Here is a 12497-nt window from a genome sequence, read left to right as displayed (position 1 = left end):
GCTCTTACGGATCGCGTTCTCTCCTTGCTATCATGAAAAGCTACTATCCATTAGTGTATAGCTCCATTAGTAGGTGAGAATCAATTAGATACAGCTCAGCAGTATTTTTCTTAATTTCCTCTAAAATTTAAGCTGAGAGCCTCACCGCCCTTTAATTCAAAATCAAAAGAATGTAAACATATAGGTGGGATTTTATGATTGTAATTGGCCGTTCCATTGTACACCCATATATAAAAAACGAAAACGAACCTTTCTTTTCGGAAAAACAACAAATTTTAGAAATTATGACCGGAAACCAAGAAGTATATAACTTCCAATCATTACAAGAATTAAGTTTCGATATAAATATCCGTGTTCATATTATTACTTCCGCTTTAGAGTTATTTCATAGCGGATTACAATTTCGTACCTTTAAGCAATCTTACTGTAATCCTGAATTTTGGGAAAGAACTCATTTAGGTGGCTTTCAACTTCGACCTAATGTGTTACCCTCTTTTGCTATTCGTGATATTTTTCTAAACGGCAAAAAATACGGAACAGAATGTGCAACTGCAATGATTATTCTCTTCTATAAATCACTGTTAGCATTATATGACGAAGAAACGTTTAATCGTTTATTTGCAAATCTTCACTTATATACATGGGACTATGATAAGGATTTGAAACTAATTACAAAAACAGGAGGAGAAGTTGTTCCTGGCGACCTTGTTTATTTTAAAAACCCACAAGTAAACCCAGCAACAATTGAATGGCAAGGAGAAAATGCAATTTACTTAGGAAATTTCTTCTTTTATGGGCATGGTGTCGGTGTAAAAACTGAAAATCAAATTATTGATGTACTCAATCAACGGCGTATTCCTTTCGCTTTTTTATCAGCATATTTAACAGATTTTCTAACGCGTATAGATAGTCGTATGATGAGTCAATTTTCCTCTACAAAGAAAATGCAAACAGAAATCGACCTCATTCCCATTCGAGATGATGCAATTATTGCAACGATTGGTCACACAACTTCAATTCACTAAAAAACGCCTGCATATACAGGCGTTTCCTTATTTATTGGGCTTTAGTATGCTCTTTATGCTCACACTCACATTTAGAAGCGCATTTTCCGTATAATACTGTTACTTTTTCATCCTCAAAATGCGCAATTGTGTTCTCACAAATTTGACATACGATAGTTCCCATTTTTAAATTCCCCCTAATATTGTAATTCCTAAGAATTTTTTGTAACCGCTTAACTTTCTGTCTTTATTTTAATATGTTATACTTTTTTCGTCAATAGTTTTTAATTGTGACATATTAATTATTTTTAAAATCCATTAGTATGAAACATTTATAAATAATAAGCAGCCGTATATTTATTATTACGACTGCTTTTAAACAATTATTCCTCATATTCAGCATGCACGGAAGTAGGTGGCAATAGAAATTTAAAAAACTGCGCAAGATCTGTTGCTTCTTCACTCGTTTTTAGTTTAAAGACATCTTGTAAATGGTGCACATTTTCAATATCATCCTGTCCAAGGAGAGTTGCTCGACCAGTTTGCATACAAACAACAAGAGGTTTACCAAAAAACATAGTTGTGTACACCACACCAAAATCATACCGTGTCTCATTTGTCATAAAACCAAGAAAGCGGACTTTTGCTTTTTCATGTTCATCATATAATTTTTCAAACATTGTCCCTCTCCTTTCTTCTTGATTTATCCATATTGTACATATTAAACAAAAAAAGTCGGATTCCTTTTAATTGTCAAAAAATTTACAACAATGTTAAAATAGTAATATATTATGCCCTTAGGAGGTTTATTATGCAAGATGCATTCATTAAACTCGTCCCAAATTCAAAACAGCAAGCTATTTCACTAGACGATGTCAAAAAACTATTTCATTATTATAAAACAATTACAGCTCAAACAGGTCAACAACTCGGCTTTTCATACTCAAATACTGCCTTTCCATACGAAATGGTTGACACTTCTGATACAACACTCTATTTAAAATCTAATCATGAACGCTATCATTCTATTTATGTAGGAATAGGCATTGAAAATGAACAATCTTTTGTACAAATTACATTACCGTCTACTGCAACATTTGGAGATAAAGGAAAAGCTAATGAATTTTGCAGATTTTTAGCCAAAAAATTAGAAGGAGAATTACAGCTTTTTAATGGAAGAACAATGTACTTTTATAAACGTTAACTAAAAAAGAGCAGCTTACTCATAAAAAAGAGAAAACTATTAGTAACAGTGAAAAAAATTGCCTCTTTTCTGGAGTGCAACATAATATGAGCAATAACATAAGCCAAATAAAAAAACACAAAAAAGAGCAATATTTTGTAATGTACTTTATCGCGACTTGATAATAATAACACAATGGAAAATCCGCCCCATATAATAAAATGAAACAAAGCAACAAAAGTCATTTTCATGTCGTTGCCTCCTTTCGCATGTCCTATTGTATTACAATATATGGGCGCTAAAAGAAATCATTACATATATATGAGGAAACAGGCAGAAGAAGCAAAGTGATTTATTTTTTAGCTAATTATCACATTTTTTATTTTGTATAGCAGTAATTTGGATGTATGTACTAATTACTAAAAAAACGACATAAAAAACCCTTTCATTTTAGGTGGGCGAGAGTATCTGGCCGCGCATAGAAACGGTCGAGGCCTTTTTCTACCACATGCAGGGTTTAAAACAAAAGGAGAAAGCAAGAAGCGGTCATGCTGTATTCTGCATAGCAACAACTTATAAAGAAAAGCGGAAGCGGCTCGCTCAGAACAAGAGGGGGATGGAGCTTCTGACATAGAGGCGCTTTTTGCCTCGGTGGAAGATGCGAAGCCACCGACTGTTCTAGCCGCTGGAGCTAGACAAAGATGTCGAGAAATTAAAATGAATTTATATAAATAAAAGAACCGTCTCCTAATATCTAGGAGGCGGTTCTTTTATTTATCTTATATTATTTTACAATGTGAATTGGCATTCCAAGAGCAACTTCAGCTGCTTCCATTGTGATTTCACCTAATGTTGGGTGAGCATGGATTGTTTGAGCGATATCTTCAGCTGTCATTCCAGCTTCGATAGCTAAACCAAGCTCAGAAATAATATCAGAAGCGCCTGCACCTGCAACTTGTGCACCTACAATAAGTCCATCTTCTTTACGAGTTACAAGCTGTACGAAACCATCTGTGCTGTTTAACGATAATGCACGTCCGTTAGCAGCGAATGGGAATTTAGAAACTGCTACTGTCATTCCAGCTTCTTCTGCTTGTTTTTTCGTATAACCAACAGATGCTAATTCTGGATCAGTGAAGCATACTGCTGGAATTCCGATGTAGTCAATTGCTGATGCATGACCGCTAATTGCTTCAACAGCTACTTTACCTTCGTAAGAAGCTTTATGAGCTAATGGTGGTCCAGGAACGATATCACCAATTGCATAGATGTTTGATACATTTGTACGGCATTGTTCGTCGATTTCGATTAGACCACGGTCAGTCATTTTAATTCCAACTTGCTCAAGACCGATTTCTTGAGTATTTGGACGACGACCTACAGTTACTAATACATAATCAGCTTCAACAGTTTGTACTTCACCTTTTACTTCGAAGCTAACTGTTACACCGTTTTCAGTTTCTTCAACGCCTTTAGCCATAGCTTTTGTATGGATTGTTACGTTGCCTTTTTTCTGAAGAGCGCGTTTTACAACTTGGCTCATTGCTTTTTCAAAACCAGCTAAAATTTCATCGCCAGCTTCTAATACAGTAACTTCTGTACCGAAGTTTGCATATGCAGTACCTAATTCCATACCGATGTAACCGCCGCCGATTACAACAAGTTTTTTCGGAATTTCAGGTAAGCTTAAAGCACCAGTTGAGTTAAGAACACGTTTAGAGTATTTGAATCCAGGAATTTCAATTGGTGTAGAACCAGTTGCAAGAACAGCATTTTTAAACGTGTACGTTTGAGCTGCTTCTTCAGTCATTACGCGTAATGTGTTTGCATCTACAAAGTAAGCTTCACCACGAATGATTTCAACTTTGTTACCTTTTAGAAGGCCTTCTACACCGCCAGTTAATTTCTTAACTACGCCGTTTTTCCATTCTTGAACTTTTGTGAAGTCAACTGTTACGTTTTCTGCAGTAATCCCCATGTCATCAGAATGTTTTGCATTCTCATAACGATGACCTGCATTAATTAATGCTTTAGAAGGAATACATCCAACGTTTAAGCATACACCACCAAGGTTAGCTTTTTCAATAATAGCTACTTTTTGTCCTAATTGTGCTGCACGAATTGCTGCAACATATCCACCAGGACCTGCACCAACAACGACTGTATCTAATTCAATTGGGAAATCTCCTACTACCATTGTTTATTACGCCTCCATTACTAATAATTGTGGGTCGTTTAATAGACGTTTAATTTGGTTTAATGCTTTCTGAGCAGTTGCACCGTCGATTAAGCGATGGTCAAAGCTTAAAGATAATGCTAATACTGGAGCTGCAACGATTTCACCGTTTTTCACAACTGGTTTCTCAGCAATACGGCCAATACCAAGGATTGCTACTTCTGGGTGGTTAATAACTGGAGTGAACCATTGTCCACCTGCAGAACCAATGTTTGTAATTGTGCAAGAAGCACCCTTCATCTCTGCTGGAGCTAAGCGACCTTCACGTGCTTTAGTTGCAAGCTCATTGATCTCATTAGAGATAGAGAAGATAGATTTACGATCAGCATCTTTTACAACTGGAACTAAAAGACCTTTGTCTGTATCAGCTGCAATACCGATGTTGAAGTAATGTTTGTGAACGATCTCTTGATTTGCATCATCTAAAGAAGTGTTCAGCATTGGGAATTCACGTAATGCAGATGTTAACGCTTTTACAACGTATGGAAGGTAAGTTAATTTAATACCTTTTTCAGCTGCAACAGCTTTGAACTTCTTACGGTGAGCAACAAGTTCTGTTACATCTACTTCGTCCATTAATGTTACGTGAGGAGCTGTATGTTTAGAGTTAACCATTGCTTTTGCAATCGCTTTACGAATACCGCTCATTTTCTCACGAGTTTCTGGGTATTCACCAGCTGGAATTGGTTGTGCTTTTGGAGCTTCTTCTTTCGCTGCTGCTGGAGCTTCTGCCGCTGCTGGAGCTTCCGGTTGTGCTACTGCTGCTTGTCCACCGTTTGCAAATGCATCGATGTCAGTTTTTACAACACGACCGTTTTTACCAGTACCAGTTACTAAACGAATGTCTACGCCTTTTTCACGTGCATATTTACGAACAGATGGCATAGCAATTACGCGCTCATTAACTACTTCTTCAGTTGCTGCTGGAGTAGCCTCTGCTGCTGGAGCTTCTTCTTTTACTTCTTCAGCTTTTGGAGCGTCGTCATGATCGTCACCTTTAAATTTAAGGTTTTCATAGCCAGGAGCGTCAAATTTAACAAGAACATCTCCTACTACTGCTACTGTACCTTCTTCTACAAGAATGTCAAGTACTTTTCCTTTAACAGGAGAAGGAATTTCTACAACTGCTTTATCATTTTGTACTTCAAGAAGTACATCGTCTTCGTTTACTTCATCGCCTGGTTTAATAAACCATTTTACGATTTCACCTTCGTGGATACCTTCACCGATATCTGGTAGTTTAAATTCAAATGCCACGGAATTCAGCCCCCTGATTCATATCATTATTATTAGAAATTGCAAAAGAAATCAGCATGTGCTGACTTCTTTTGCACATGAAATTACAATTAGAAGTTCATTACTTTGTTAACAGCTTCAACAATATCTTTGTGGTTTGGTAACCATACGCTCTCAGCTTGAGAGAATGGGAATATTGTATCAGCAGCTGCAACACGTACAACTGGAGCTTCTAAGTTTAAAATTGCACGGTCATTGATTTCCGCTACAACGTTAGCTGCAATACCAGCTTGTTTTTGAGCTTCTTGAACTACAACAACGCGGCCTGTTTTTTCAACAGAAGCGATAATTGTTTCAATATCTAATGGTTGAACTGTACGTAAGTCCACAACCTCTAAAGAGATACCTTCTTTTTCTAGTTCTTCAGCAGCCTTTAATGCAGCATGTACCATTGCACCATAAGTGATAACAGATACATCTGTACCTTCACGTTTCACATCAGCTTTACCAATTTCAATTGTGTATTCGCCTTCTGGTACTTCTTGACGGAAAGAACGGTATAATTTCATATGCTCTAAGTAAACAACTGGATCGTTATCACGAATTGCAGAAATTAAAAGACCTTTCGCATCGTATGGAGTAGATGGAATGATAACTTTTAAACCTGGTTGTTGTGTCATTAATCCTTCTAAGCTGTCAGCATGTAATTCTGGTGTATGAACACCGCCGCCGAATGGAGAACGAATTGTAACTGGAGCAGTCCAACGTCCGCCAGAACGGTAACGCATACGAGCTATTTGACCAGAAATAGAATCAATTACTTCGAATACGAAACCGAAGAATTGGATTTCAGGAACTGGACGAAAGCCTTCTAATGCTAAACCGATTGCAAGTCCACCGATACCAGACTCTGCAAGTGGAGTATCCATTACACGGTCTTCACCGAATTCAGCTTGTAATCCTTCAGTAGCACGGAATACACCGCCGTTTACACCAACGTCTTCACCAAATACAAGTACGTTAGGATCGTTTTTCATTTCAACGCGTAAAGCATCAGTGATTGCTTGAATCATTGTCATTTGAGCCATGGCTTACTTCGACTCCTTTTCTTTATAAATTTCATATTGTTCAGCTAAGTTGTAAGGCATTGTTTCGTACATGATTTCCATTAAATCAGTTACTTTTTGTTTTGGAGCTTGGTCAGCTTTAGCAATCGCTTCTTTAATATCTTCTTTAGCTTGTTCGATTACTTTTTCTTCTTCTTCTTGAGACCAAATGCCTTTGTTTTCTAAGAATGCACGGAAACGTACGATTGGATCTTTTTGTTCCCATTCATTTTCGATATCTTTTGTACGGTAACGAGTTGGATCATCACCAGCCATTGTATGTGGACCATAACGGAATGTTAAAGTTTCAATTAAAGTAGGACCTTCACCGTTTACTGCGCGCTCACGAGCGAAAGCAGTTGCTGCATATACAGCTAATGGATCCATACCGTCTACTTGAATACCGTAAATACCAGCTGCAACTGCTTTTTGTGCTACAGTTTTTGCTGCAGATTGTTTTTCTACTGGAGTAGAAATTGCATAACGGTTGTTTTGAACAACGAAGATTGCTGGAGCTTTAAATGCACCTGCAAAGTTCATACCTTCGTAGAAGTCACCTTGAGACGCTCCGCCGTCACCAGTGTAAGTAATTGCAACAGATTTTTTACCACGTAGTTTCATACCTAATGCAACACCAGCCGTTTGGATGATTTGTGCACCGATAATGATTTGTGGAGAAAGTGCATTTACATCTGCAGGCATTTGGTTACCCATGAAATGTCCACGAGAGAATAGGAATGCTTGATATAATGGTAAGCCGTGCCATACTAATTGTGGAACATCACGGTATCCTGGTAAGATGAAGTCTTCTTTTTCAAGAGCAAAATGACTTGCTAATTGAGAAGCTTCTTGTCCAGCTGTTGGCGCATAGAAACCTAAGCGACCTTGACGGTTTAAAGAAATAGAACGTTGATCTAATACGCGAGTATATACCATACGACGCATTAATTCTTTTAATTGCTCATCAGTTAATTTTGGCATAGCTGCTTCATTCACAACTTCGCCTTTTTCATTTAAAATTTGTAATGTTTCAAATTGAGCTGCGATAGCTTTCATTTGCTCATCAACATTAAATAGGGCCTTTTTTGTTTTAGTACCCATTCCGTTCACCTCTTCCTCTCTTGAACCATATTCTTAAACGCTTTCATTAGCACTTCACTAAAATGAAAGCATAAGTTTGTAAACTGACGCATCATTCGTCAGTTATTGAATAATTTGTGTACCTAACAATCTGTACTAATGTTTTCTTTTAAACAAATTAATACAATCTTGATCACGTTTTTAAGTTTACAACTATTCTAATCATGATGTCAATCACTTTGATTTCGATTTTTTTCAAAGGTTAGAAAGATTTTCTTAACAAATACAAGTTTTCAAAATACTATCTGTATTAGTGAACAAAAACCTCCTGTTATATTGTCCCCTTTTCATAGATATTTTGCTCGTAGAATAATATGTAAACGTTTCACTTCACTCTTATCTTTTGTCCCATCCTAATAAAAATATACAGCATCTGCCTTCTTTTTAGGCAAATAACTATACATTTCTCTCCTTTCTTCCATACATTATACTAACCGCAGCATTCGCGGAAATGGTAAAGGAGGTCACACCATGTACGGATACACTTTTTGTTACCCCTCAACTGGCGCATATCCTACGTATGGCTATGGTGGTTGCGGCGGCTTTGGACACGGCTTTGCTTTAATCGTTGTATTGTTTATTCTTTTAATTATCGTCGGTGCCGCTTGCATCTGTTAATGTAAAATGAAACAATTATAAAAGAACAAGGCGTTTTTCGTCTTGTTCTTTGTCATGACTTTTTTCATGACCTTTGGTAGACTAAAGATGAAAGGAGAGATTGCATATGCTTACAATGGACGATGTGATTCGTGAAGGAAATCCCATTTTACGAGCAGTGGCTGAAGAAATAGCTCTGCCAGCAAGCGAAGAAGATGTTCATATGTTACAAAAGATGATCGAATTTGTGATTAACAGTCAAAACCCCGAAATGGTTGAAAAATATAATTTACGCCCCGGAATTGGTTTAGCCGCGCCGCAAATCGGTGTTTCTAAAAGAATGATTGCTGTCCATGTCACAGATCAAGATGGTACATTATATAGCTACGCTTTATTTAATCCAAAAATTATTAGTCACTCTGTAGAACGTACATACTTACAAGGGGGCGAAGGATGCCTATCAGTGGACCGCGAAGTTCCTGGCTATGTACCACGTTACACTCGCATTACTATAAAAGGAACCACAGTGGATGGTGAAGAAGTCAAACTACGTTTAAAAGGGTTATCGGCAATTGTATTCCAGCATGAAATTGATCACTTAAATGGCGTTATGTTTTATGACCATATTAATAAAGATAATCCATTTATGATTCCAGAAAATGCAGCACCTTTAGAAAGATAAAACAAATTTCCATAATTGGGAATTTCCCACAACTTATGAATAACAAGATAAAAAGAGTGAGTTTTCACTGAAGTTGGTAAAAACTCACTCTTTTTATTGAAATGGTTCTCATATTTATACTTTATAATAGCCCTGCCCACTGCAATCCATGAAGAATACCATCTTCTGCAACATCTTTTGTTACATAATTCGCAAGTTTTTTCAAATCTTCATGTCCATTTCCCATAGCAATTCCTGTACCTACAGTTTCAATCATTTCTAAATCATTTAACCCGTCTCCAAATGCATACACTTGTTCTCGTGTGAAGCCAAGCTTTTCAATAAACTTTTCAATTCCTTTTGCTTTCGATCCTCCCATTGGAATAATATCCATAGAGTAAGCATGCCAGCGAATAAAATGAAACTTTGAATAGTCGTTAATAAATTTTTCTTCTTCTCCAGCCCTGCAAAATAAAAGTGTTTGATAAATGTCACGTTCTTCATAAAAGCTAGGTTCAAACGCAGGATGATCCATATGAAGGCTAGCAAAGCTTTCTGCTACATACTGATGTGATGGCACTGTTGCTTTCATTTCTTTATGATCCAAGTATACAAGCGGATAACCTTCTTGCTCTGAAAATTCCGTGAAATCATGTAATGCATCAGGGTGTAGAGGATTTTTATGTATAACCTCATCTTCAAACACCACATACTGTCCATTGAAACTTACATAGTTATGAATATTTAGCTCTTTACGAATATCTTCAAACATAAATGGCGCTCGTCCTGTTGCAATTGCCACATGTACACCTTTTTCTTGCAAACGACGTACAGATTCTTTTGTGGATTTTGGTATTTCTTTGTTATGATCTAGCAACGTTCCATCAATATCAAAAAAGACAATTTTATCATTCATTTACATAACCCTTTCTACTTCATCAATTCAAACGTATCGCTTTATACTGTAAATATTTTTTCAAATACTAAAAAAGTATAACATATTGATGAATAAAGTGCTTCTTATCTAACCTTCCTGCCTAACTATGCATATACTGAAATAAAAACGGTACTACGGTTCAACATATGCATTTTCTTTTCTATTCTATCTCATACTATAATTTGAACGAAATATTTTCTTACAAGTAGTTCATTTTTAAAAACTTAATTCTTCTTACGCATTCTAATAAGATTATATGCATGTTTTGAGCGAAGAAAGGAAGGGACAACCGTGCTAAAGAAACTGAAGAAAAAATTAAAAGTATATTGGAACGATTTGCTTCGTAAAAAAACAATTGCTTAAATCATGCCCATTTCGGGCTTTTTTCTTCACTCTTATTCGAAAAAACATGAAAATCATAACCATTTGCTTTATAATAGGTAAAAGATAACCTAAAACATAGACAAGGAGAGATTGTTTTAATGATTTTTAAAGTATTTTATCAAGAGAAAATGCTAGAAGTACCTGTACGTGAAAATACTAAGGTGCTTTATCTAGAAGCTGAGTCTGAAAGAGAAGTTCGCACAAAATTACACAAGTTCGCATATAATATTGAGTTTATCCAGCCTGTTACTGGTGCTCATCTTGAATATGAAAAGCAATATGCAGATTTTAAATTAGCGGAGAAAGTTTAATTTATGAAATTCTTAAAAAATGACCAAACTGCTGTTTTCGCGCTTGGCGGACTCGGTGAAATCGGCAAAAATACATATGCTGTTCAATTTCAAGATGAAATTATTATTATTGATGCTGGAATCAAATTTCCAGAAGACGAACTTCTTGGGATTGATTATGTCATCCCTGACTACACGTATCTCGTACGTAATGAAGAAAAAATTAAAGGACTCTTTATTACACATGGTCATGAAGATCATATTGGTGGAATTCCTTATTTATTGCGCCAAGTAAACATTCCAATTTACGGTGGGAAACTAGCGCTCGGACTGATTAAAAATAAGTTAGAAGAGCACGGATTACTACGAAAAGCACAATTGCATGAGATTAAAGAAGACGATGTGATTAAATTCAAAAAAACATCCGTTTCCTTCTTCCGCACAACACATAGCATTCCAGATTCATACGGTATCGTTGTGAAGACACCACAAGGACCGGTTGTGCATACAGGAGATTTCAAATTTGATTTTACACCAGTTGGTGAGCCGGCAAATTTAACAAAGATGGCTGAAATCGGAAAAGAAGGTGTCCTTTGCTTGCTATCTGATAGCACGAATAGCGAAGTCCCTCACTTTACGATGTCTGAGCGCCGCGTAGGTGACAGCATCCAGGATATTTTCCGTAAAGTAGAAGGCCGCATTATATTCGCAACATTTGCTTCTAATATTCACAGGCTGCAACAAGTTGTAGAAGCAGCAGTAGCAAACAATCGAAAGATCGCGGTTTTTGGTCGAAGCATGGAAGCAGCAATGGAAATCGGACAAAATCTTGGCTATATTCGCTGTCCGAAAGATACAATTATTGAACCATCACAACTAAATCGCATACCAGCAAATCAAGTTGTGATTTTATGTACAGGAAGTCAAGGTGAACCAATGGCTGCATTATCTCGCATCGCTAACGGTACACACCGTCAAATTCAAATTATTCCTGGTGATACTGTTGTATTCTCTTCTTCTCCAATCCCTGGAAACACAGTAAGTGTAAGCCGCACAATTAACATGCTATATCGTGCAGGTGCTGAAGTCATTCATGGACCATTGACTGACATTCATACAAGCGGACACGGTGGACAAGAAGAACAGAAACTAATGTTACGTCTCATTAAACCAAAATATTTTATGCCAATTCACGGCGAATATCGTATGCAACGTATGCATGCAAAATTAGCAAATGATTGTGGTATCCCAGAAGAAAATTGCTTCATAATTGATAATGGAGATGTACTTGCACTTCGTGAAGATGAAGCAACAATCGCAGGAAAAATTCCTTCTGGTTCTGTCTATATCGACGGAAATGGTATTGGTGATATCGGTAACATCGTACTTCGCGATCGTCGTATTCTTTCGGAAGAGGGACTTGTTATCGTTGTTGTTAGCATCGATATGAAGGATTTCAAAGTAGCGGCTGGACCAGATATCATTTCTCGTGGATTCGTTTATATGCGTGAAAGTAGCGATTTAATTAACGATGCACAAACATTAATTACAAATCATTTAGAAAAAGTAATGGAGCGCAAAACGACACAATGGTCTGAGATCAAAAATGAAATTACAGATACATTGGCTCCATTCTTATACGAAAAAACAAAACGTCGACCAATGATTTTACCAATCATTATGGAAATTTAAATAAAAAGGACAATGCTGCGATGGGCATTGT

The 12497-nt window shown here is 36.7% G+C and carries 13 protein-coding genes and 1 pseudogene; 6 read left to right on the top strand and 8 right to left on the bottom strand.

What is annotated here, in order from left to right; all coding sequences use genetic code 11:
• Positions 1 to 194 precede the first annotated feature (194 nt).
• Entirely contained in the window at positions 195 to 1025 is an 831-nt protein-coding gene (locus ACIGHG_RS04540) for a protein-glutamine gamma-glutamyltransferase (protein ID WP_336473501.1), read from the top strand.
• Between the two features lie 31 nt (positions 1026 to 1056).
• Here ACIGHG_RS04540 and ACIGHG_RS04535 read toward each other — a convergent pair whose 3' ends face one another.
• Both ACIGHG_RS04535 and ACIGHG_RS04530 read right to left on the bottom strand, forming a co-directional pair.
• A complete protein-coding gene (locus ACIGHG_RS04535) occupies positions 1057 to 1188 on the bottom strand; it encodes a GapA-binding peptide SR1P (RefSeq protein ID WP_090914303.1) in 132 nt (43 codons plus the stop codon).
• A gap of 199 nt (positions 1189 to 1387) precedes the next feature.
• Positions 1388 to 1684 carry a DUF3055 domain-containing protein gene (locus ACIGHG_RS04530; RefSeq protein ID WP_090914301.1) on the bottom strand — a complete coding sequence of 99 codons (297 nt, stop codon included), beginning with the start codon at positions 1682 to 1684 and terminating at the stop codon, positions 1388 to 1390.
• Between the two features lie 131 nt (positions 1685 to 1815).
• Here ACIGHG_RS04530 and ACIGHG_RS04525 point away from each other — a divergent pair, with 131 nt between their 5' ends.
• Positions 1816 to 2208, top strand: coding sequence for a DUF1885 family protein (locus ACIGHG_RS04525; protein ID WP_090914299.1), 393 nt, complete (start codon positions 1816 to 1818; stop codon positions 2206 to 2208).
• Here the strand turns inward: ACIGHG_RS04525 and ACIGHG_RS04520 are convergent.
• From ACIGHG_RS04520 to pdhA, 5 genes are all read right to left on the bottom strand, one after another.
• A complete protein-coding gene (locus ACIGHG_RS04520) occupies positions 2205 to 2438 on the bottom strand; it encodes a hypothetical protein (protein ID WP_090914297.1) in 234 nt (77 codons plus the stop codon). The two genes, ACIGHG_RS04525 and ACIGHG_RS04520, sit on opposite strands and share 4 nt — an antisense overlap.
• Before the next feature lie 533 nt (positions 2439 to 2971).
• Positions 2972 to 4384, bottom strand: a complete 1413-nt coding sequence (lpdA, locus tag ACIGHG_RS04515) for a dihydrolipoyl dehydrogenase (protein ID WP_336473502.1) — start codon at positions 4382 to 4384, stop codon at positions 2972 to 2974.
• Positions 4385 to 4390: 6 nt separating this feature from the next.
• Positions 4391 to 5680, bottom strand: a complete 1290-nt coding sequence (locus ACIGHG_RS04510; protein WP_396547367.1) for a dihydrolipoamide acetyltransferase family protein — start codon at positions 5678 to 5680, stop codon at positions 4391 to 4393.
• An 89-nt stretch (positions 5681 to 5769) separates the two neighbouring features.
• On the bottom strand, positions 5770 to 6747 hold the full coding sequence (gene pdhB, locus ACIGHG_RS04505) for a pyruvate dehydrogenase complex E1 component subunit beta (RefSeq protein ID WP_336473504.1): 978 nt from the start codon (positions 6745 to 6747) through the stop codon (positions 5770 to 5772).
• Positions 6748 to 6750: 3 nt separating this feature from the next.
• Positions 6751 to 7866, bottom strand: a complete 1116-nt coding sequence (gene pdhA / locus ACIGHG_RS04500) for a pyruvate dehydrogenase E1 component subunit alpha (RefSeq protein ID WP_336473505.1) — start codon at positions 7864 to 7866, stop codon at positions 6751 to 6753.
• 576 nt (positions 7867 to 8442) lie between these two features.
• On the opposite strand from pdhA, the pseudogene ACIGHG_RS04495 reads away from it, so the two are divergent.
• Positions 8443 to 8523: pseudogene (locus ACIGHG_RS04495) on the top strand (YjcZ family sporulation protein); the annotation flags it as partial.
• 106 nt (positions 8524 to 8629) lie between these two features.
• Positions 8630 to 9184 carry a peptide deformylase gene (gene def / locus ACIGHG_RS04490; protein WP_336473506.1) on the top strand — a complete coding sequence of 185 codons (555 nt, stop codon included), beginning with the start codon at positions 8630 to 8632 and terminating at the stop codon, positions 9182 to 9184.
• A gap of 121 nt (positions 9185 to 9305) precedes the next feature.
• On the opposite strand, the gene ACIGHG_RS04485 is transcribed toward def, so the two are convergent.
• Complete coding sequence (locus ACIGHG_RS04485; RefSeq protein WP_336473507.1) at positions 9306 to 10079, bottom strand: Cof-type HAD-IIB family hydrolase; 774 nt, start codon at positions 10077 to 10079, stop codon at positions 9306 to 9308.
• 503 nt (positions 10080 to 10582) lie between these two features.
• Here ACIGHG_RS04485 and ACIGHG_RS04480 point away from each other — a divergent pair.
• Both ACIGHG_RS04480 and rnjA read left to right on the top strand, forming a co-directional pair.
• A complete protein-coding gene (locus ACIGHG_RS04480) occupies positions 10583 to 10795 on the top strand; it encodes a DNA-dependent RNA polymerase subunit epsilon (RefSeq protein ID WP_090914281.1) in 213 nt (70 codons plus the stop codon).
• 3 nt (positions 10796 to 10798) lie between these two features.
• Positions 10799 to 12466 (top strand): ribonuclease J1, encoded by a 1668-nt coding sequence (gene rnjA / locus ACIGHG_RS04475; RefSeq protein ID WP_336473508.1) that lies wholly within the window; start codon positions 10799 to 10801, stop codon positions 12464 to 12466.
• Positions 12467 to 12497: the final 31 nt, after the last annotated feature.

Origin of the sequence: Bacillus sp. NPDC077411 (assembly GCF_044543425.1) — a bacterium.
In the GTDB taxonomy this organism is placed as follows: domain Bacteria; phylum Bacillota; class Bacilli; order Bacillales; family Bacillaceae_G; genus Bacillus_A; species Bacillus_A bruguierae.
This window is presented reverse-complemented; position numbering and strand designations above follow the sequence as displayed.